General features: G+C 65.3%; 22 protein-coding genes and 2 pseudogenes. 6 read left to right on the top strand and 18 right to left on the bottom strand.

The window, feature by feature from the left end; genetic code table 11:
- Positions 1-36: 36 nt before the first annotated feature.
- The 4 genes from KCI33_RS11895 to ccrA form a co-directional block, all read right to left on the bottom strand.
- Positions 37-771: an SDR family oxidoreductase gene (locus KCI33_RS11895; protein WP_212525018.1), complete on the bottom strand. Its 735-nt coding sequence runs from the start codon at positions 769-771 to the stop codon at positions 37-39.
- On the bottom strand, positions 764-2299 hold the full coding sequence (locus tag KCI33_RS11890) for an AAA family ATPase (protein ID WP_212525017.1): 1536 nt from the start codon (positions 2297-2299) through the stop codon (positions 764-766). Before KCI33_RS11890 ends, KCI33_RS11895 begins: the two co-directional genes overlap by 8 nt.
- Positions 2300-2340: 41 nt before the next feature.
- The gene (locus KCI33_RS11885; RefSeq protein ID WP_212525016.1) at positions 2341-2508 is read right to left on the bottom strand and encodes a hypothetical protein; all 168 of its coding nucleotides are present in this window, start codon (positions 2506-2508) and stop codon (positions 2341-2343) included.
- A 147-nt stretch (positions 2509-2655) separates the two neighbouring features.
- Positions 2656-3948 carry a crotonyl-CoA carboxylase/reductase gene (gene ccrA, locus KCI33_RS11880; RefSeq protein ID WP_212525015.1) on the bottom strand — a complete coding sequence of 431 codons (1293 nt, stop codon included), beginning with the start codon at positions 3946-3948 and terminating at the stop codon, positions 2656-2658.
- Positions 3949-4272: 324 nt separating this feature from the next.
- On the opposite strand from ccrA, the pseudogene KCI33_RS11875 reads away from it, so the two are divergent.
- The 4 genes and pseudogenes from KCI33_RS11875 to KCI33_RS11860 form a co-directional block, all read left to right on the top strand.
- A pseudogene (locus KCI33_RS11875) lies at positions 4273-6243 on the top strand (protein meaA); the annotation flags it as partial.
- Positions 6244-6430: 187 nt separating this feature from the next.
- A complete protein-coding gene (locus KCI33_RS11870; protein WP_212525013.1) occupies positions 6431-6748 on the top strand; it encodes an H-NS histone family protein in 318 nt (105 codons plus the stop codon).
- A gap of 9 nt (positions 6749-6757) precedes the next feature.
- Complete coding sequence (gene deoD / locus KCI33_RS11865) at positions 6758-7462, top strand: purine-nucleoside phosphorylase (protein ID WP_212525012.1); 705 nt, start codon at positions 6758-6760, stop codon at positions 7460-7462.
- A gap of 14 nt (positions 7463-7476) precedes the next feature.
- Complete coding sequence (locus KCI33_RS11860) at positions 7477-8460, top strand: aldo/keto reductase (protein ID WP_212525011.1); 984 nt, start codon at positions 7477-7479, stop codon at positions 8458-8460.
- On the opposite strand, the gene KCI33_RS11855 is transcribed toward KCI33_RS11860, so the two are convergent.
- The 12 genes from KCI33_RS11855 to KCI33_RS11800 all read right to left on the bottom strand — a co-directional run bounded on the left by KCI33_RS11855 (position 8457) and on the right by KCI33_RS11800 (position 17092).
- A complete protein-coding gene (locus tag KCI33_RS11855) occupies positions 8457-9305 on the bottom strand; it encodes a DUF1989 domain-containing protein (protein WP_212525010.1) in 849 nt (282 codons plus the stop codon). The genes KCI33_RS11860 and KCI33_RS11855 overlap by 4 nt on opposite strands.
- A 62-nt stretch (positions 9306-9367) precedes the next feature.
- Complete coding sequence (locus KCI33_RS11850; RefSeq protein ID WP_212525009.1) at positions 9368-9565, bottom strand: hypothetical protein; 198 nt, start codon at positions 9563-9565, stop codon at positions 9368-9370.
- A gap of 92 nt (positions 9566-9657) precedes the next feature.
- Positions 9658-9813, bottom strand: coding sequence for a hypothetical protein (locus KCI33_RS11845; protein ID WP_212525008.1), 156 nt, complete (start codon positions 9811-9813; stop codon positions 9658-9660).
- A 224-nt stretch (positions 9814-10037) separates the two neighbouring features.
- Positions 10038-10817 carry a succinate dehydrogenase iron-sulfur subunit gene (locus KCI33_RS11840; protein WP_212525007.1) on the bottom strand — a complete coding sequence of 260 codons (780 nt, stop codon included), beginning with the start codon at positions 10815-10817 and terminating at the stop codon, positions 10038-10040.
- A gap of 12 nt (positions 10818-10829) precedes the next feature.
- On the bottom strand, positions 10830-12635 hold the full coding sequence (gene sdhA / locus KCI33_RS11835) for a succinate dehydrogenase flavoprotein subunit (protein WP_212525006.1): 1806 nt from the start codon (positions 12633-12635) through the stop codon (positions 10830-10832).
- Positions 12636-12650: 15 nt separating this feature from the next.
- Positions 12651-13022, bottom strand: coding sequence for a succinate dehydrogenase, hydrophobic membrane anchor protein (gene sdhD / locus KCI33_RS11830; protein ID WP_212525005.1), 372 nt, complete (start codon positions 13020-13022; stop codon positions 12651-12653).
- 12 nt (positions 13023-13034) lie between these two features.
- Positions 13035-13418: a succinate dehydrogenase, cytochrome b556 subunit gene (gene sdhC / locus KCI33_RS11825; protein ID WP_212525004.1), complete on the bottom strand. Its 384-nt coding sequence runs from the start codon at positions 13416-13418 to the stop codon at positions 13035-13037.
- A gap of 181 nt (positions 13419-13599) precedes the next feature.
- Positions 13600-14631, bottom strand: coding sequence for a MaoC family dehydratase (locus KCI33_RS11820; RefSeq protein WP_212525003.1), 1032 nt, complete (start codon positions 14629-14631; stop codon positions 13600-13602).
- A complete protein-coding gene (locus tag KCI33_RS11815; protein ID WP_212525002.1) occupies positions 14631-14834 on the bottom strand; it encodes a DUF1737 domain-containing protein in 204 nt (67 codons plus the stop codon). The genes KCI33_RS11820 and KCI33_RS11815 overlap by 1 nt, the downstream gene beginning before the upstream one ends.
- Complete coding sequence (locus KCI33_RS11810; protein ID WP_212525001.1) at positions 14831-15388, bottom strand: NnrU family protein; 558 nt, start codon at positions 15386-15388, stop codon at positions 14831-14833. Before KCI33_RS11810 ends, KCI33_RS11815 begins: the two co-directional genes overlap by 4 nt.
- A gap of 3 nt (positions 15389-15391) precedes the next feature.
- Positions 15392-16246: a CoA ester lyase gene (locus KCI33_RS11805; protein ID WP_212525000.1), complete on the bottom strand. Its 855-nt coding sequence runs from the start codon at positions 16244-16246 to the stop codon at positions 15392-15394.
- Between the two features lie 90 nt (positions 16247-16336).
- Entirely contained in the window at positions 16337-17092 is a 756-nt protein-coding gene (locus tag KCI33_RS11800) for a sulfite exporter TauE/SafE family protein (RefSeq protein WP_212524999.1), read from the bottom strand.
- A gap of 159 nt (positions 17093-17251) precedes the next feature.
- On the opposite strand from KCI33_RS11800, the gene mdh reads away from it, so the two are divergent.
- Complete coding sequence (gene mdh / locus KCI33_RS11795; RefSeq protein WP_212524998.1) at positions 17252-18214, top strand: malate dehydrogenase; 963 nt, start codon at positions 17252-17254, stop codon at positions 18212-18214.
- A gap of 520 nt (positions 18215-18734) precedes the next feature.
- Here mdh and KCI33_RS11790 read toward each other — a convergent pair.
- Complete coding sequence (locus KCI33_RS11790) at positions 18735-18878, bottom strand: hypothetical protein (protein ID WP_212524997.1); 144 nt, start codon at positions 18876-18878, stop codon at positions 18735-18737.
- A gap of 11 nt (positions 18879-18889) precedes the next feature.
- Here KCI33_RS11790 and KCI33_RS11785 point away from each other — a divergent pair, with 11 nt between their 5' ends.
- Positions 18890-19696, top strand: a complete 807-nt coding sequence (locus tag KCI33_RS11785) for a DUF3800 domain-containing protein (RefSeq protein ID WP_212524996.1) — start codon at positions 18890-18892, stop codon at positions 19694-19696.
- Between the two features lie 141 nt (positions 19697-19837).
- On the opposite strand, the pseudogene KCI33_RS11780 reads toward KCI33_RS11785, so the two are convergent.
- Positions 19838-20377: pseudogene (locus KCI33_RS11780) on the bottom strand (IS1595 family transposase); the annotation flags it as partial.
- Positions 20378-20483 lie beyond the last annotated feature (106 nt).

Raw genomic sequence — 20483 nt, 5'->3', positions numbered from 1 at the left:
CTTCTTCTTGGCCCAAATACTCAATTCCGCGGCCGCTCAGCCGCGCCCGATATAGGGCATCTTGGTCGCCACCACCGTCATGAACTGGACATTCGCCTCCGGCGGCAGGCTGGCCATGTGCAGCACCGAGCGCGCGGCATGCTCCACCTCCATTACCGGCTGCTCGGACAGGCCGGCGGCGCGGTTGGCGGCGTTGATGCCCTCCAGCAGATCGGTGCGGGCGTTGCCGATGTCGATCTGCCCGCAGGCGATGTCATGGGCCCGGCCATCGAGGCTCAGCGTGCGCGTCAGCCCGGTGATGGCGTGCTTGGTGGTGGTGTAGCAGGCCGATCCGGGCCGCGGCACATGCGCCGAGATCGAGCCGTTGTTGATGATCCGCCCGCCCCGCGGATCCTGCGCGCGCATCCGGGCGAAGGCCGCGCGGGCGCAAAGGAACATGCCGGTGACATTGACGTTGAGCACCGCCAGCCAGTCCGCGACCGGCACCTCGTCGATGGGCGCGGTCGGACCGAACATACCGGCGTTGTTGAACAGCACGTCGAGCCGGCCGGTCGCGCCCATGAACCGGTCGAAGGCCGCCTCGACCCCGGCCGGGTCGGTCACGTCGGCGCCCAACACATGGGCGCGCGGCTGGCCCCGCGCCATCTCCTCCAGCAGGTCCTCGCGGCGTGCCAGCAGGCCCACCTGCCAGCCCTCGGCCAGGAACAGCTCGGCCGTGGCCCGGCCGATGCCGCTGCTCGCGCCGGTGATCAGGATCGTTTTCTCAGCCATCGGGCTCCTCCGCTGTCAGTTCCAGGGCCACGGGGGCGGCACGCAGATCATCGGTCGAAAGCGGCGCCGTGGGCCGCGCCAGCCGGTTGCGGACCACCCAGAACAGCCGCTTTTCCGCCCGGGTGATCGCCACATAGGCCAGACGTTTCCACAGCGGCTGGCCGGCCTCGACCCGCCCCATCCGCGCCGCCGCCCAGAGGTCGGGGGCGAAGACCTGCACGTTCTCCCACTGCGACCCTTGCGCCTTGTGGATGGTCACCGCCGCGCCGTGCAGGAAAGCCGCCCCCATGGTGGCGGCGAAGGGGATGAAGGGTTCTTCCTCGTCGGGCAGCTCGATCTTGACGATGGAGGCGGCCGAGACCTGCGGATCCTCCGCCCCCAGCACATGCAGCCGCGAGAATCCGGCCCTCCGGCCGGGGCCGAGATAGATCACCTGCGCGCCCTTGATCAGGCCGCGCGCCTCCAGGTCCAGCCGCTTCTTGCGGTGCTTGAGCGGCAGTTCGATCCCGTCGCAGATCAGCGGCTCGCCGGGCAGCAGCGCGTCGGGCGGCGCACCGAAGGCGGCGCGGAAGGCGTGGATCAGCCGGATCCGCGTGGCGTTGCGCCACACCAGAACCGGCGAGCGCGCCATCAGGTCGCTTTCCACCCGGCCCGCCCAGACCACGCGGTCGTCGCGGCGAGCGGTCTCCTCGACCATCTTCTCGAAATCCTCGAAGCCCAGATCGGGGTCGGCCAGAGCATGGGCGAGGTCGAGGATGGGGTTGTCCTGGGCCTGCCGGTGGATGCGGTGCAGCACCAGCTTGCGCTTCTCGTCCAGCCGCTCGAACACCATCTGCCCGGACTGGTTCACCGGCGCCAGCTGCGCCGGGTCGCCGAACAGGACCAGGGTCGGGAAGATCTCCTTGAGGTCGTCGAACTGGCGCTCGTCCAGCATCGAGGCCTCGTCGACGAAGCCGATATCCAGCGGGTCCTCGCGCCGCTTCCAGCCGAGGATGAAATCCGAACCGCGCAGCCCCGCCGCGGCCAGCGCGCCGGGGATCGATTTGTTGCTCTGGTAGAAGGCATAGGCGCGGTCGAGCGCGGCATCGGTCAGCCCCTCGACCTCGGGGCGGTCGCCGTTGCCGGCCAGCCAGTCGGCGATCTTTTCGTATTCGGGGTCGTAGACGGGCGTGTAGAGGATGCGGTGGATGGTGGTCGCGGGCACGCCCCGCGACCGCAGCACCGAGGCCGCCTTGTTGGTGGGCGCCAGGATCGCCAGCGTGCGCCGGTCCTTGCGGCGCTTGCCCTCGTAATCGCCCGAGACGGTCTCGACGCCCGCCTCCTCCAGCGCCTCGTAGAGCTTGGCCAGCAGCATCGTCTTGCCCGAGCCCGCCTTGCCGATCACCGCCAGCACCCGGCCGGCCTGCCCTTCGGCGCGCGGGCTCAGATGGCCGGCGTCGATATCCACGCCGACGCCGCGCAGCATCTCGGCGACGCGGTCATGGGCTTCGGCCTGGTCATCGGAGAATTGCAGCGCGGGCACGGACATGCGCGGACCCTAGCGCCGGGCTGCGCGCATGGCCAGCGCGATTACGGCCCGCGGCGCAGGGGCAGCAGCGCGGGGCGCGGAGCGGTCCCCAGCTCGGTCCGGGCGACGGTGATCGCCCGCTCCATCTCGGCTTCGATCGCGGACAGGCCATTCAGCCTGGCAAAGGCGCGCAGGTCTTCGAGGACATCGAGGATCCAGTCATCGGGCATGGCAATCTCGCATCGGCTGAGGGCGGGTCGACCACACAACCCTAGCACGAAGACCCCTCCCGGAAAGAGATTTCTGCCCCGTCCCCGGGGACCCGGCCCCTCCCGGCGCGGGCCGGAAGGGGCGTATTGGGCCGCTCTCCCCGGGCGTCAGCGGCCCTTGCTGGCCTCCAGCGCATCAGCGAAGGTGCGCAGGCCGGTCCTTGGCGCCTGCACCAGCACCGCCATGTTGCCCGGCTTGTGCTGGTTGCGCAGCATCTTCGTATGCGCCGCCGGGATCTCCTCCCAGGGGAAGACCTCGGACATGCAGGGGTCGATGCGGCGCTCGACCATCAGGCGGTTGGCGGCGGCGGCCTGCTTGAGATGGGCGAAATGGCTGCCCTGCAGGCGCTTCTGGTGCATCCAGATGTAGCGCACGTCGAAGGTGCAGTTGAAGCCGGAGGTCCCGGCGCAGATCACCACCATGCCGCCCTTCTTGCAGACGAAGGACGAGACCGGGAAGGTCGCCTCGCCGGGGTGTTCGAACACGATATCGACATTGTTGCCCTTGCCGGTGATATCCCAGATCGCCTTGCCGAAACGCCGCGCCTCGTTGAACCAGGCCTTGTATTCGGGGGTGTTCACCTTGGGCAGTTGGCCCCAGCAGTTGAACTCCTTGCGGTTGATCACGCCCTTGGCGCCCAGCCCCATCACGAAATCGCGCTTGTCCTCGTCCGAGATCACGCCGATCGCGTTCGCCCCGGCCGCATTGGCCAGCTGGATGGCGAAGGACCCCAGTCCGCCGGAGGCGCCCCAGACCAGCACGTTCTGGCCCGGCTTCAGCTCATGCGGGTGATGGCCGAAAAGCATCCGGTAGGCGGTGGCCAGCGTCAGCGTGTAGCAGGCCGATTCCTCCCAGCTCAGGTGCCGGGGCCGCGGCAGCAACTGCTGCGCCTGCACCCGGGTGAACTGCGCGAAGGAGCCGTCGGGGGTCTCGTAGCCCCAGATCCGCTGGCTGGGCGAGAACATCGGGTCGCCGCCGTTGCATTCCTCGTCGTCGCCGTCGTCCTGGTTGCAGTGGATCACGACCTCGTCGCCAACTTTCCAGCTTTTGACCTTGTCGCCGACCTTCCAGACGATGCCCGCCGCGTCCGATCCGGCGATGTGATAGGGCTGCTTGTGGCCGTCGAAGGGCGAGACCGGCACGCCGAGGCCGGCCCAGACGCCGTTGTAGTTGACCCCCGCGGCCATCACCAGGACCAGCACCTCGTGGCTGTCGATCTTCCAGGTATCGACAACCTCGACCTGGAAGGAGGCGTCCGGCTCGCCGTGGCGCTCCCGACGGATGGCCCAGGCATACATCTTCTTCGGCACATAACCGAGCGGCGGCATTTCGCCCACCTCGTAGAGATCCTTTTCGGGCGCGTCGTAGGACACGAAGTTCGGTTCGCTGTCGAGAGCCATGTCAGAGCCTCCTGTGCATCCATCCGTCTGCCGCAACGCAGAATCGCGGCGATGTTCCAAGGTGGAATACGATTCATCGCGCAACTTTGCAATCCATTGCGTGTTCTTTTTGTAATTTTATGTCCTTCTTAATTTCCTATTATCATGCCCAGGTGCGGGGAAAGGCCCGCTCCCCCCTTGTTTTGCGCAGTTTCCGCTGCGTCCCCGACCGCGCCGCGCCGCGGGTCGCGGCACGCCGCATTGCAGCGAATTGACAGCGCCATAAAATTCCAAGTATCACGCCAATAGCGAAATAAAGTTGCTATTCGTTGATTCACGAGGCCCGCCATGACCGAGACGCAAAAAGACCGCCCCTGGCTGTTCCGCACCTATGCGGGTCATTCCACGGCCAGCGCCTCCAACGCGCTCTATCGCGGCAACCTCGCCAAGGGGCAGACCGGGCTGTCGGTGGCCTTCGATCTGCCCACCCAGACCGGATATGACAGCGATCACGAACTGGCGCGCGGCGAGGTCGGCAAGGTCGGCGTGCCGGTCTGCCATCTGGGCGACATGCGGATGCTGTTCGACCGCATCCCGCTGGAGCAGATGAACACCTCGATGACGATCAACGCGACCGCGCCATGGCTGTTGTCGCTCTATATCGCCGCAGCCGAGGAACAGGGCGCCGACATCAGCAAGCTGCAAGGCACCGTCCAGAACGACATCATCAAGGAGTATCTCTCGCGCGGGACATATATCTGCCCGCCCAAGCCCAGCCTGAGGATGATCACCGATGTCGCGGCTTACACGCGCGAGCACCTGCCGAAATGGAACCCGATGAACGTCTGCTCCTACCACCTGCAGGAGGCCGGCGCGACGCCCGAGCAGGAGCTCGCCTACGCGCTGACCACGGCGACGGCAGTTCTGGACGACCTGAAGGGCAAGGTCAGCGACGCCGATTTCCCGGGCATGGTCGGGCGCATCTCCTTCTTTGTGAACGCGGGCATCCGGTTCGTGACCGAAATGTGCAAGATGCGCGCCTTCGCCGAACTGTGGGACGAGATCTGCCGCGACCGCTACGGCGTAGAGGACCCGAAATTCCGCCGCTTCCGCTATGGCGTGCAGGTCAACTCGCTCGGCCTGACCGAGCAGCAGCCGGAGAACAACGTCTACCGCATCCTCATCGAGATGCTGGCGGTGACGCTGAGCAAGAACGCCCGCGCCCGCGCGGTGCAGCTGCCCGCCTGGAACGAGGCGCTGGGCCTGCCCCGGCCCTGGGACCAGCAATGGTCGCTGCGGATGCAGCAGATCCTGGCCTACGAGACCGACCTTCTGGAATATGGCGACCTTTTCGACGGCAACCCGGCCGTGACCGCCAAGGTCGAGGCGCTGAAGGACGGCGCGCGGGCCGAACTGGCGCTGATCGACGGCATGGGCGGGGCGGTCGCCGCCATCGACTACATGAAATCCCGCCTGGTCGAGGCCAACGCCGAGCGCATCGCCCGGATCGAGGGCGGCGAGACCGTGGTGGTCGGCGTGAACAGATGGACCGAGGGCGAGGACAGCCCGCTGACCGCGGGCGAAGAGGCGATCATGTCCGCCGACCCCGAGGCCGAGGCCGACCAGATCGCCCGGTTGCGCGCCTGGCGCGCAGCGCGCGACGAGGCCGCGGTTCAGGCGGCGCTGGCCCGCCTGCGCGAGGCGGCGGCAAGCGGTGCGAACATCATGCCCCCCTCCATCACGGCGGCCAAGGCGGGCGCCACGACCGGCGAATGGGGCGACGTGCTGCGCGCGGCCTTCGGCCAGTATCGCGGCCCCACCGGCGTGTCGCGCAGCCCCTCCAACCGCACCGAGGGGCTGGAGGAGATCCGCGCGCGCGTCGATGCGGTTTCCGACAAGCTGGGCCGGCGGCTGAAATTCCTGGTGGGCAAGCCCGGTCTCGACGGCCATTCCAACGGCGCCGAGCAGATCGCCGCCCGCGCCCGCGACTGCGGCATGGATTTCTCCTATGCCGGTATCCGCCTGACGCCCGCCGAAATCGTCACCGCCGCGCAGCAGGAACAGGCGCATATCGTCGGCCTCTCCATCCTGTCGGGCAGCCATATCCCGCTGATCGAGGACCTGATGGCCAGGATGCGCGCCGCGGGGCTTGCCCATGTGCCGGTGGTGGTGGGCGGCATCATCCCCGAGGAAGACGCCGAACGCCTGCGCGCCCTGGGCGTGGCCAAGGTCTACACGCCGAAAGATTTCGAGTTGAACCGGATCATGTTCGACATCGTGGCGCTGGCCGATCCCGCGCCGGTGGCCGCCGAATAGCTGGCAGCGGCGAAGGCGGAACCTTTGCGCGGATAGGACAGCAGGGGGCGGGTCGGACGCCCGGCACAGGGCGGGCGGGCTGGACCGGACGCCACTCAACCTCTGCGCGCACGGCACCCGCACAACCCTAAAAACATTGCATAATCGCTGTTTTTCCTGTCTTGATGCGGGAAAACAGGAGTATCTCATGACGATTGATCTGAGCACCATGTCCCGCCCCGAGTTGGAGCAGCTGCGCCGCAAGATCGACCAGGCTCTCGACCGCCTCGCCAGGAAGGAACGGAAACTGGCGCTGGAGGCCGCCGAGCAGGCCGCGCGTGCCCACGGCTACAGCCTGTCCGAACTGACCGGGGCCGAGCCCCGCGCCGCGGCGAAGCCCAAAGCCCCCGCCCGCTACCGCAACCCCGCCAACCCCGCGCAGAGCTGGAGCGGCCGCGGACGCCAGCCGGGCTGGATCAAGGACGCGCTGGCGCAGGGCAAGAGCCTCGACGATTTCGAGATCTGAGACGGCCCCATGACCATCCATATCGGCGCCAAGCCCGGCGAGATCGCCGAGACCGTCCTCATGCCCGGCGACCCGCTGCGCGCGAAATGGGCGGCCGAGCGGTTTCTGGACGACCCGGTCTGCGTGAACGAGGTGCGCGGCATGCTGGGCTTCACCGGCACATGGCGGGGCCACCGGGTCACGATCCACGGCTCGGGCATGGGGATGCCGTCGCTGTCGATCTACGCCAATGAACTGATCCGCGACTACGGCGCCAGGACGCTGATCCGCATAGGCTCCTGCGGGGCGATGCAGGAGAAGGTGGCGCTGCGCGACGTGATCCTGGCGATGACCGCCTCGACCCTCTCCACCCCCTCCAGCGGCATCTTCCGCGAGTTGAACTTCGCCCCCTGCGCCGACTGGGGCCTGCTCAGCGCCGCCGCCCGCGCCGCCGAGGCCAAGGGCGCCACCGCCCATGTCGGCGGCATCTATTCCTCGGACGTGTTCTATGACGAACGCCCCGATTTGAACGAACAGATGACCCGCCACGGCATCCTCGCCGTGGAGATGGAGGCCGCCGAGCTTTACACCGTCGCCGCCCGTCATGGATGCCGGGCGCTTGCAGTGCTGACGGTCAGCGATCACCTGATCAGCGGCGGCCATCTGGACAGCGCAGAACGCGAAGGCGGCTTTGCCGAGATGGTCGAAATCGCGCTCGAATCCGCCTTCACCTAAAGGACCCTACATTTATGCAAAAACGGAAACTGGGCCGGAACGGCCCCGAAGTCAGCGCCATTGGCCTGGGCTGCATGAGCTTTGGCGGCTTTTTCGGCAGCACCGACGAGGACACCAGCCTGGCCTGCCTTGAGGCCGCCGAACAGGCCGGGATCACTCTCTGGGACACCGCGAATATCTACGGCATGGGCATCTCGGAGCGGGTGGTCGGCAAATACATCGCCGCCCGCAAGCCCGACATCGTGCTGGCCACCAAGGCGGGCATCATTCCGGGAACGCCGCGCCGCTTCGACAATTCCGCCGACTACATCCGGGCCGAGCTTGAAAGCTCGCTGCAAAAGCTCAACCGCGACAAGGTGGAACTCTATTACATCCACCGCCGCGAGGCCGAGCGCCCGGTCGAGGAGGTGGTCGAGACGATGGCCCGCCTGGTCGAGGAAGGGCTGATCGGCGGCTATGGCCTGTCCGAGATCGCCCCCTCAACCCTGCGCCGGGCGCATGCGGTGCATCCCTGCACCGCGGTGCAGAACGAATACTCGCTCTGGACCCGCCAGCCCGAGTTGGGGCTGATCCAAGCCTGTGACGAGCTCGGCGTCGCCTTCATCCCCTTCTCGCCGCTGGCGCGCGGCATGTTCGGGGAAACCCCGGTCAACCCCGCGACCATGGGCGAGAAGGATTTCCGTCGCACCAACCCGCGTTTCATCGAGCCGAACTTCGGCCACAACGACGCGGCGATCGACGGTTTCCGGCAGTTCTGCCGCGCCCGCGGCTGGGCGGTTTCGGCGGCGGCACTGGCCTGGGTGCTGGAGCGTGGCGACCACCTGATCCCCATCCCCGGCACCCGCACCGCGGACCACCTGCGCGAATGGCTGGGGGCGTTCGACATCGCCTTCACCGATGACGACCGGGCCGAGATCGCGCGACTGCTGCCCGTGGGCTTCGCCCATGGCGACCGCTACAGCGACGCCCAGACCCTGGGGGTCGAGCGTTACTGCTAGCCCGCCCCGTGGCTGCGGTCATAGCCGTTGGGGGGCGGCGAACGCCAGTCCTCCAACGCGCCCGCGCGGGGCTGGAACACCTCGACCAGCAGCGGGTAGCAGGCGGCGGCGTCCGAGGAATGCTCGGACGAGCAATCGCCGCCCGGGCAGGCGCTGAGCGCGCCGAGCAGGTCGATCTCGGCAAAGAATTCCAGGTAATCGCCGGGGCACACGGGGCTGGCCTTCATGAAATACTGGCCGGTGTCGCGGGTGAAGCCGGTGCACATGAAAACGTTGAGGACGTCGTGCACATGGGCCTCGGCCCGATCCAGCGACAGGCCGGTCTCGGCCGCCAGCGCCCGGGTCAGGTTGGAATGGCAGCAATGGTGATACTGCCCGCCGGTCAGCAGATTATGCGTGTAGGGGTCGCAGCGCGTGCCGATCACGTCATGCACCGCGCCGCCATGTGGGTCGATGCCATACCAGCCCAGCGTGTCCTCGGTGATGGTCGCCATCGGGCGCAGCGTGGGAAAGGACGACCACATCCTGTCGCCCGTGCTCAGATGTGTGCCGTGCAGGGCGCGGGTCTTGCCGGAATAGAAGCGTTCGGACAGGGCGTTCGAGTTCCACAGGTTCAGGTCGCCCACCTGCGGCCCCTCGACGGAGCGGATGCGGAAAAACTGCCCGGCGCGGACCCGGAAACAGGCGGCCTCGCGCGGGGGAACGGTGGTCTCGCTCAGCTTCTCCATCCCCTCCCGGGCGGCGCGGTAGAGCGCCAAGTCCGGCTGCGGAAGGGTCTGGGTCGGGTAGCAGATCACCGGCGCCACGGCGCGGCGGGCATCGGCGTCTTCGGGGGCTTGGGTCATCGCGGCCGCCTCTCCTGTTGCTCGGGCGCAAGGAGGCCTTACCGCCGCCCGGAGATCAACCCCTAGCGCCCGGTGCCCTCGCGCAGGCAATGGCGCGGCGGGCCGTCGCTTTCGGTCTCGGCCCCGCAGAAGGCGCAGCGCCAGTGCCCGGATGTGCGGTCGGCCCGCCAGCGGCAATCGCGCATCAGCGTGGTGGAGGCCCGGCGCCAGCCCAGATAGGCCAGCACCCCGATCAGTAGCACGAGCAGCAGGACGGGCATGGGCGGGGTCTCCTTTCGCGGGGCGGCCACCGCCTCAATGCCGCAGGGCCGGGCCCCGACGCAACCCCTTGCGGCGCGCCGGGAAGCCGCGATCAGGCCGCGTCGTAATAGGCAAAAAGCTGCGGCTCGGGCCGGTCGGCGCCCTTGGCAGCGACATAGGGCGCGGGGGTGTAGTAGGCCCAGGCCTCTTCGAGGATCTTCAGCGCATCCTGCGCCGGTTGGTTGGGGAATTGCGCGATCTTTTCCATGGTTGGCTCCAAGCGTTCCGAACTCCTCCGCTGCCCGGAACATAGGCCGCGCGCGGCGGCCAGACATCCGCCATTCCCGCATCCTCGCCATGCGCTCGCTGCATTGCAGCAAGAGGCCACCACGGACGGTCGCCGCCCCTCCACGCAAAGGCCAGGCCCACAGCCGAAAAGGAAACGGCCCGGCCAAAAGGCCGGGCCGCTGCTGCAATCCCCGGGGTCGCCGCTCAGACCATGCGCTCGACCATCATCTTCTTGATCGAAGCGATCGCCTTGGCCGGGTTCAGGCCCTTGGGGCAGGTCTTGGCGCAGTTCATGATGGTGTGGCAGCGATAGAGCTTGAAGGGGTCCTCCAGCTCATCCAGCCGCTCTCCGGTGGCCTCGTCGCGGCTGTCGATCAGCCAGCGATAGGCATGCAGCAGGGCGGCCGGGCCGAGATAGCGGTCGCCATTCCACCAGTAGCTCGGGCAGGAGGTGGAGCAGGACGCGCACATCACGCATTCATAGAGACCGTCGAGCTTCTTGCGGTCCTCGATCGACTGGCGCCATTCCTTGGCGGGCCGGTTGGTCTTGGTCTCCAGCCAGGGCATGATCGAGGCATGCTGGGCATAGAAATGCGTCAGGTCCGGCACCAGGTCCTTGACGACCGGCATATGCGGCAGCGGGTAGATCTTCACGTCGCCCTTGATCTCGTCCATGCCGTAGATGCAGGCCAGCGTGTTGATCCCGTCGATATTCATCGCGCAGGAGCCGCAGATCCCCTCGCGGCAGGAGCGGCGGAAGGTCAGCGTCGGGTCGATCTCGTTCTTGATCTTGATCAGCGCGTCCAGGACCATCGGGCCGCAGCTGTCCATGTCCACGAAATAGGTGTCGACCCGCGGGTTCTTCCCGTCGTCCGGGTTCCAGCGGTAGATCTGGAACTTGCGGATATTGGTCGCGCCCTCGGGCTTCGGCCAGGTCTTGCCCGTGGTGATCTTCGAGTTCTTCGGAAGCGTGAATTGAACCATGTCCCCGTCTCCTCAGTAGACCCGCGCCTTGGGCGCGATTTTCTTCAGATCGATGCCACCCTCTTCCGACTTGGTCAGAGGCTCCAGATGCACCGGGCGGTAGGACAGGCTGACCTCGGCTCCGTCGACATGGGCCAGCGAGTGCTTTCGCCAGTTCGCGTCGTCGCGGTCCGGGTAGTCCTCATGCGCATGCGCGCCGCGGCTTTCCTTGCGGGCCTCGGCGGCCACGATCGTGGCCATGGCGTTGGGCATCAGGTTCGTCAGCTCCAGCGTTTCCATCAGGTCGCTGTTCCAGATCAGCGAGCTGTCGGAGACCTTCAGATCGTCGAGCTTGCCGGCCACGGCCTGCATCTTCTCCACGCCCTCGGCCAGCGTCTTGTCGGTGCGGAAGACCGCCGCGTCGGACTGCATGGTGCGCTGCATCTCCAGCCGCAGTTCGGCGGTGGGGATGGTGCCCTTGGCGTGGCGCAGCCCGTCGAAACGGTCGAGCGCCGCGTCAATCGAGGCCTTGTTCAGCTCGCGGTTCGGCGCGTGCGGGTCGAGGATCTCGCCAGCACGGATCGCGGCGGCACGCCCGAAGACCACGAGGTCGATCAGCGAGTTGGAGCCGAGGCGGTTGGCGCCGTGCACCGAAGCGCAACCCGCCTCGCCCACCGCCATCAGCCCCGGCTGGATCGCGTCCGGGCTGTCGCTGGTGGGGTTCAGGACCTCGCCCCAGTAGTTGGTGGGGATGCCACCCATGTTGTAATGCACCGTGGGGATAACCGGGATCGGCTCCTTGGTGACATCGACGCCGGCGAAGATGCGCGCCGATTCCGAAATCCCCGGCAGGCGTTCGGCCAGCGTCTCGGGCGGAAGATGGTCGAGGTGAAGGTGGATGTGGTCGCCACGGGGCCCGACGCCGCGGCCCTCGCGGATCTCGATGGTCATGCAGCGGCTGACCACGTCGCGCGAGGCGAGGTCCTTGTAGGTGGGCGCGTAACGCTCCATGAAGCGCTCGCCCTCGGAGTTGGTCACATAGCCACCCTCGCCGCGGGCGCCCTCGGTGATCAGGCAGCCCGAGCCGTAGATGCCGGTGGGGTGGAACTGGACGAATTCCATGTCCTGCAGCGGCAGGCCCGCGCGCGCCACCATGCCGCCGCCGTCGCCGGTGCAGGTATGCGCCGAGGTCGCGCTGAAATAGGCGCGCCCGTAACCGCCGGTGGCCAGCACCACCATCTTGGCGTTGAAGACGTGGATGGTGCCGTCGTCGAGCTTCCAGCAGACCACGCCCTGGCAGACGCCGTCCTCGGTCATGATCAGGTCGATCGCGAAATACTCGATGTAGAATTCCGCGTTGTTCTTCAGCGACTGGCCATAGAGCGTGTGCAGGATGGCGTGGCCGGTGCGGTCGGCCGCGGCGCAGGTGCGCTGCACCGGCGGGCCCTCGCCGAACTCGGTGGTGTGGCCGCCGAAGGGACGCTGGTAAATCTTGCCCTCCTCGGTGCGCGAGAAGGGCACGCCGTAATGCTCCAGCTCGTAGACAGCCTTGGGCGCCTCGCGGGCGAGGTATTCCATCGCGTCGGTGTCGCCGAGCCAGTCCGAGCCCTTCACCGTGTCATACATGTGCCACTGCCAGTGGTCGGGGCCCATGTTCGACAGCGACGCCGCGATGCCGCCCTGCGCGGCGACCGTGTGCGAACGCGTCGGGAAGACCTTGGTCACGCAGGCGGTCTTGAGGCCCTGCTCGGCCATGCCCAGCGTGGCGCGCAGGCCCGCGCCGCCGGCACCCACGACCACGACGTCATAGGTGTGCGTCTCGTATTCGTATGCAGCCATTGTGTTTTCAGCTCCTCAAAGCGCGACGCGGGCGATGGCGAACAGGCCGATGGCCGCCGCCGCATAGGACAGGCAGATCATGCAAATGATCAGCACCTTGCGGGTCAGGCCGCCGGTGTAATCCTCGATCAGAACCTGCACCCCGTGCCGGAAATGGATGAATCCCACCAGCAGCGTCAGCACCGCGACGATCGCCGGGAACGGCCGCTGGAAATAGGCGATGACCTCGTCATAGGGCCGGCCGATGGCGGCGCCGACGGTGAAGACGAACAGCGGCACCAGCCCGATCAGTGCGGATGACGAGACGATCATGTTCCAGTGATGCTCGGTGCCGCGATGGGCCGCGCCCAGCCCCTCGGCCCGTTTGCGGTCGGTCAGAATACGCATGCTCCGTCCTCCTTACAGCACGACAACGGTCAGCGCGGTCAGCGCGAACGAGCCGATGATGACGGCCCAGCCCAGCTTTTCGGCGGTGCCGATCTCCAGCCCGCGGCCGGTGTCCCAGATCAGGTGGCGGATGCCGGCCAGCGCGTGATACCACAGCGCCCAGACCGAGCCGAGCAGCACCAGATCGCCGAACCAGCTCGTGATCACGCCATTGGCCAGCGCGAAATACTCGGGCCCCTTGGCGGCGGCGATGAACCACCAGACCACCAGCAGCGCGCCGACGATCAGCGCGTTGCCCGTGATCCGGGTCAGGATGGAGGTGATGGCGGTCAGCTGCGGCCGGTAAATTTGCAGGTGGGGGGAAAGCGGCCGGTTCCCCCGGTTCACGTCAGCCATGATTATTCCTTCTCGCAATCGCGGTCATGTCTGGTCTTTGTCCTAGCGTGATACGCATTTTTATCCGCGAGTCACGGCTCGTTAGCGCCAAACCGGCGGATTTTTCGGTGAATGTTCGCAAAAAACGTGATTTGTGATCACGCCAAAGGGTCGCGTGATCACAAATCTCCATTCCGCGGGATCACTGCGGCATGAGCGCCCAGTAATCGAGGTCCAGCAGCACCTCGGGCCGGTATTTGCTGTCCTCGCCCTTCAACGCGAAGGGGGCCCTGCCCCGGGTCGCGACCAGCCGCAGCCGGATCGCGCCGACGCCCGGCGCCGGCGTGTCGGCCTTGTCCAGCACCTCGCTCCAGGCGGTCACGGTGTCGCCGGCGAAACAGGGGTTGGCATGCGCCCCCCCGTTGAGGCCGACAATCATCTGCGCATTGGCCAGGCCGTTGAAAGACAAGGCCCGCGCCATGCTGATGACATGCCCGCCATAGATCAGCCGCTTGCCGTCTTCGCGGAAGGTGGCGTCGAAATGCACCTTGGCTGTGTTCTGCCACAGGCGCGTCGCCAGCATGTGCTCGGCCTCCTCGACGGTCACGCCGTCGACGTGGTCGATGGTCTCGCCGACCTCGTAATCGCCCCAGCGATGCGGCTCGCCCGCCAGGGTGAAATCGTAGTTCGAGAAATCGAGCCCCTCGGGCACCGCCAGATCGGCAGGCGCCACCGCCCCGGCCAGCTCCGGGATCACCGTTTCGGGCGCGGGGGCGTCGAGGTCGCGCTTGCGCACCATCACCCAGCGCACATAATCCAGAACCGCCTCGCCGCGCTGGTTCAGGCCGCGGGTGCGCACCCAGACCACCCCCGACTTGCCGTTGGAGTTCTGCTTGAGCCCGATCACCTCGGATTCCGAACGCAGCGTGTCGCCCGGCCAGACCGGCCGCAGAAACCTCCCCTCGGCATAGCCCAGGTTCGCCACCGCGTTCAGCGACACGTCCGGCACGGTTTTGCCGAATACGGTGTGAAACGCGATCATGTCATCGAGCGGCGCGGCGGGCAGACCGCAGGCCCGCGCGAATTCGTCCGAGGAACAGAGCGCGTGCCGAGCGGGATAAAGCGCGTGGTAAAGCGCGCGCTCGCCGCCCGACAGCGTGCGCGGCACCGCGTGCGCAATCACCTGCCCGACGGCGTAATCCTCGAAGAACCGGCCCGGATTGGTCTTCGCCATCAGAGCTGTCCCAGCTTCATCCCGGGCGCATATTCGCCCTCTACCTCCTTCACCACGGCCTGCGCGCAGCGCATCTTGCCGGTCGCCGGATCATGGGCGTAGGCCGGGCCGCCATACAGCTCCCAGCCCTTCGACAGCGCCTCGGTCACCTTGTGGCAGAAGGCGGATGTGTCTTCTTCGGTCAGCAGACGATAGGCTTTCATGATGCTCCTCCGGGGAAAGGCCAGGGTCCGATCCAGGCATGGATGCCGGCAATGGCGGCGAAAACGGCCAGTGTGATCACGGCGAGACGGATGTCGCCTCCCGTGCTGCCGCCCTGCCAGGGCGTATAGCTCTTGTCGCGCGCGTTGAGGATCAGCATCTCGACCACGGACCACAGGCCAAGACCGCCGAACAGGATCAGCGAGGCCAGATCGCCGTTCACCAGCAGATGCGCGATCGCCCAGCACAGCATGCCCATCAGCATCGGGTGGCGCAGCCGCGCCCGCAGCCGACTTTTCGAATGGGCCACGCCGAACAGGCCCACCGCCAGCAGCATCAGCGTGTTGTTGACATGCACCGCCCAGACCGGCGGGAACCACAGGTTGCGGACCTCGGCCCCGCGGTAGCCCAGCACCATCATCACGACGCCGGCCACGACCAGCACCGCGACCACGCCCTTGCCCGCCTCGCCCATGCGGGCGCGCGCATCGGGCGCGAGGCGCTTGAACAGATGGGCCGCGCCCCACAGCGCGACGCCGAGAACCAGGAGTGTCATGGGTTATCCTTCCATTTCCGCAATCGCGGCCGCCTTGGCCAGTGTTTCCTTCGCCGTCACGATATGCAGATTTTCCACGATCTTTCCATCGACCACGGCCACGCCCTGCCCCTCGGCCCGGGCCGCCTCGTAGGCCGCGATCTGCCGGCGGGCGAGGTCGATCTCGGCCTCGGTGGGCGCGAAGGCGGCGTTGGCGATGGCCAGCTGCGCCGGGTGGATCAGGGTCTTGCCGTCAAAGCCCATGTCGCGCCCCTGCTCGCATTCGGCCCTGAGCCCCTCGTCGTCCCTGAAGGCGTTGTAGACGCCATCCACCACGACGATCCCTTCGGCCCGCGCCGCCATCAGGCACAGTGACAGACCGGTCAGCATCGGCAGCCGGTCGGGGCGGAAGCGGCATTTCATCTCCTTCGCCAGGTCGTTGGTGCCCATGACGAAGCCCTGCATCCGGGGATGCGCCGCGATCCCGGCCGCGTTCAGCATGCCGCGCGGCGTCTCCATCATCGCCCAGAGCGCGACGTCCGGAATCAGCTCGGCCACCGCCTGCACATCCGCCGCGCCGTTCACCTTGGGGATCAGGATGGCGTCGATATCCGCGCCCACAAAGGCGGCGATGTCGTCCCGGCCCCATTCCGTGTCCAGCCCGTTGATCCGCACGATTTTCGCGCGGCTGCCATATCCGCCCGATTTCAGCGTCTCGGCCAGCAGGGCGCGGGCCACGGGTTTTTCCTCGACCGCCACGGCATCCTCGAGGTCGAAAATGATGGCGTCGGCGGCCAGGCCCCGGGCCTTGTCCAGCGCCCGCTCCTTCGAGCCGGGAATATAGAGAACCGAGCGATAGGGCCGCGCGACAATGTCCATGATTCCTCACTCCGTAATTTTGTTGCGAAAAACATCACAATTCCGAACGATCGCGCAACCCCCGATTTGCCGCAACGCAGAAAATACGCCTCAGCCCAGCGCGTCCCAGATCAGCTTCGATCCGGTCAGCACCAGCAGCACATAGGTGATGGCGAAGAACAGGCGCTCGGGCACCAGCCAGTGCGCCCGCACCCCCAGCCAGGCCCCGATCAGCGCGAAGGGCGCCAGCATCAGGTCGGCCTTGGCCGTGTCCCAGGTGAAGATCCCCATCGCGGCGTAGGGCCCGAATTTCAGGATGTTGATCACCCAGAAGGTCAGCACCGTGGTCGCCTGGAACGCGGTCTTTCCCAGCCCCAGCGACAGCATGTAGACGGCCACCGGCGGCCCGCCGGCATGACTAACGAAACTGGTAAACCCGGCCGCGAGCCCGGCCAGCCCTCCGGCCGCGGGCGGGAAGGGGCGCGCCCGGAACCGCACCAGCCGCAGCCGCACCGACAGTTGCCAGGCGACGAAGGCGATCGCGATGCCGCCGATCAGCAGGCGAAACAGGTCGGGATCGGCCAGCCGGTACAACATCGCGCCCAGCGCCACGCCGGGCACCGAGCCCAGGATCAGCCGCCGCGCGGCGAGCCCGTCCCACTTCCGCCAATAGGGACCGAGCGTGGCCAGATCGACCAGCATCAGCAGCGGCAGCATCAGGCCCAGCGCCGTTGCGGGCTCCACCGCCAGCGCCAGAATCGGGGTCGCGGCAAAGGCCGCGCCCGAGCCGAAGCCCCCCTTGGAGATGCCTGCGAAAGTCACGGCCGGGATGGCCAGAGCGAAAAACACCGGATCGAAGCTCAGCATCCCGGCCCCTGAAATTGCGACATTTTATCCCGACTTAGACGAAAGCGGCGTGACGGGAAAGCCGCGACTTCGGGCACGCCGCGCTGCGGCAGTCTTGCACGCTGGCCCGCAAGGGACTAGGCATTCGCGCAATTTCAACCAGATCAGGGAAGAAAACTCATGGCCAGACCCAAGATCGCCCTCATCGGCGCCGGTCAGATCGGTGGCACGCTCGCCCATCTCGCCGCGCTCAAGGAACTTGGTGACGTCGTTCTGTTCGACATCGCGGATGGCATCCCCCAGGGCAAGGCGCTCGACATCGCCGAATCCGGCCCCTCCGAGGGCTTCGACGCGGCGCTGAAAGGCACCACCGACTATGCCGACATCGCAGGCGCCGACGTGGTCATCGTCACCGCCGGCGTGCCGCGCAAGCCGGGCATGAGCCGCGATGACCTGCTGGGCATCAACCTCAAGGTCATGAAATCGGTCGGCGAGGGCATCCGCGACAACGCCCCCGACGCTTTCGTGATCTGCATCACCAACCCGCTCGACGCCATGGTCTGGGCGCTGCGCGAATTCTCGGGCCTGCCGCACAACAAGGTGGTTGGCATGGCCGGCGTGCTCGACTCCGCGCGTTTCCGCCACTTCCTGGCCGTCGAGTTCGACGTGTCGATGAAGGACGTCACCGCCTTCGTGCTGGGCGGCCACGGCGACACCATGGTGCCGTCGGTCCGCTACTCGACCGTCGGCGGCATCCCGCTGCCCGACCTGGTGGAGATGGGCTGGACCACCCAGGAAAAGCTCGACGCCATTGTGCAGCGCACCCGTGACGGCGGCGCCGAGATCGTCGGCCTGCTGAAGACCGGCTCGGCCTACTATGCGCCCGCCACCTCGGCCATCGAAATGGCCGAGGCCTACCTCAAGGACCAGAAGCGCCTGCTGCCCTGCGCGGCCTATTGCGACGGCGAGTTCGGCCTGAACGGCATGTATGTGGGCGTGCCCACCATCATCGGCGCCGGCGGCATCGAGAAGATCGTGAACATCAAGCTCAGCAAGGACGAGCAGGCGATGTTCGACAAGTCGGTCGAGGCCGTGCGCGGCCTGGTCGATGCCTGCAAGGGCATCGACGCCTCCCTGGGCTGAGCGGCCGCGTAGCGCAGACCCCCAAGGGGCGCCGGGCAACCGGGCGCCCCTTTTTCTTTGGCGATTGTATATTTGACAAACCACACACTTGAGCGCAGCCTGTGAATCTACCGGAAGGAGATTCTGTCATGTCTGTTCTGTCAATCAACTATGACCTGAAAACGCCAGGGAAAGACTATGGAAAGCTGTATGATGAGATCAAGTCGTATACATGGTGCAAAATTCTGGAATCTAGCTGGTTAATCGACACATCAAAAACACCACAGGATGTGCGAGATCATCTGAACTCCCACGTTGATAGCAACGATGAAATATTCGTTGTGCGGCTGCACCAGCACTGGGGAACTAACTTTACAGACAGTTCGACTGAGTGGCTGAAGTCACCTTCAAGGACTTGGGATTAGCGCCATAAGGTAACCCGCCAACCTTGAACGTGATGCCCATCATTCTGGCGATGAGACTTAGGATTTTGAGTTTCATAGGTAATATGATACCACACATTGTGTGGTAATCAAATACCTCATTTTTCCTTGTCGTCGTCTTTCGGCCTCTGCTTCACAAGCTTTTTGAGCTTCTTCTCAAACCGCTCTTCATCGTCGTCCGTCCCCAGCTGACGGGCGGCTTCTTTGAACTTGTCGAGTTGACTCTGTTTCACGTCAGCCATGATATGCCCCTATGACCGTTCCTGATTATTACGCATTTATAGATGAATCTGGGTCCGAGGGCGACCCAGACAAGCCTGGCGGCTTTGAATTCCTCAGCCTTGTCGCTGTGGTCATTCGAACGAGAAATGTGCAGAGCCTATCAGAAGTATGGGATCGATGGAGAAGGATAGAGAAGAAGCCACCCAAACGTGGCTGGAGAGGCTTCAAAGACACCAATTCTGATAGCGCGAAATATCTCGCTGCACGCCTGCTATCTGAACAACCTATAAAGTTCGGTGCCGTGATAGGCCACAAGCCTGGGCTTACGAAGCTTGACCATGAGGCGGATCATGGAAGCCTATACTACTATTTGTCACAACTTCTTCTGGAGCGGATCTCTTGGATGGTTCGCGATGGCGACAAGGCAAACCCTGAACGCGACCCGAGGGTCAGGATCGTTTTTTCCGAAAGAAAGAACACAGCATACGACCAATTTCGGAAATATGTGAAATTCGTCAAGGACGGCAGAGGAGGTGTGGAATCAAAGGCTTCTTGGAAGCATATAGACGTAAATCAAATCGTAACTACCCCCCACCATACCTGCACCTACCTCCAAAGCGCAGACTTCATAGCTGGGGCCATTGCGTCTGCGATTGAGCTAAACAAGAAATACGGGACTACAGATGATAGATTCATGATACCACTAAGCCGACGCGTTTATTCCTCTTCAAAGAAGATTAATGGGAACGGGCTTAAAATCTATCCCTCAAGTTCAGAGAAAGTGCTTCTGTCGCAAGACAGATTCAGGTGGGCGACCACTCACTACACTCAAGTTTAGAACAAGGGGGGCCGGTTCCTTCTTCCCCGTGCCCTCAAGTCACGGTCCGCGACGGTGGGACAACCAAACAGGCACCCCCCTTACAATTCAATATAAGCGATTCCACGTTAAGAATCAATGACTTCTGTAAGATGTTGATTGTCAAAAGATATTAGCCCGCCGATAGGTAAGTCGCTTACCAACCACAGCGCGAAGTGCGATCTCGCCACGTTCCACATCTTCGACGCCGTTGGCCCTGCGATTGTTATAACGGAACTCAAACTCAGCCGCGTAGCGGTGCAGGTGCTTCTTCGCACAGTGCTGGTACACGCCTTTCATGCCGCGCTTGAAGATGCTGAAATAGCCCTCAATCGTGTTGGTGTGAACGTCGCCGCGCACATACTCACCGGCGCTGTGGCGGGTGAAGTCATGGCCCGCAAAGTCTGCGGACAGGTTGCGATATTGGCCCGCCTCGTCGGTGTAGATAACGGCCTCCTTGGCGATGTTCTCTTTCAGGATCGGCAGCAGCGTCGTGGTCTTGAGATCATCTACGACCATGCTCTTAGCGCGTCCAGTGTTGCGGTCCACCAGCGTCAGAACCTTGTGCTTGTGAGCATAGCCACGGCCCTTCTTGGAACCATGCGGCTTCACCGTGCGGTCATTGCCGATGAACGTTTCGTCAACTTCGACAGTTCCACCGCCAGCGCCGTGACCTGCCCCCCACGAAGTCCCGCACCATGATGTAGAGTCTGCTCAACCCTGAAGGAGCAGACGAATGCGAAAGAGCCGTTTCACCGAGGCGCAGATT

The organism is Actibacterium sp. MT2.3-13A, assembly GCF_018139985.1.
Taxonomy (GTDB): Bacteria; Pseudomonadota; Alphaproteobacteria; order Rhodobacterales; family Rhodobacteraceae; genus JAGSOU01.
This window is presented reverse-complemented; position numbering and strand designations above follow the sequence as displayed.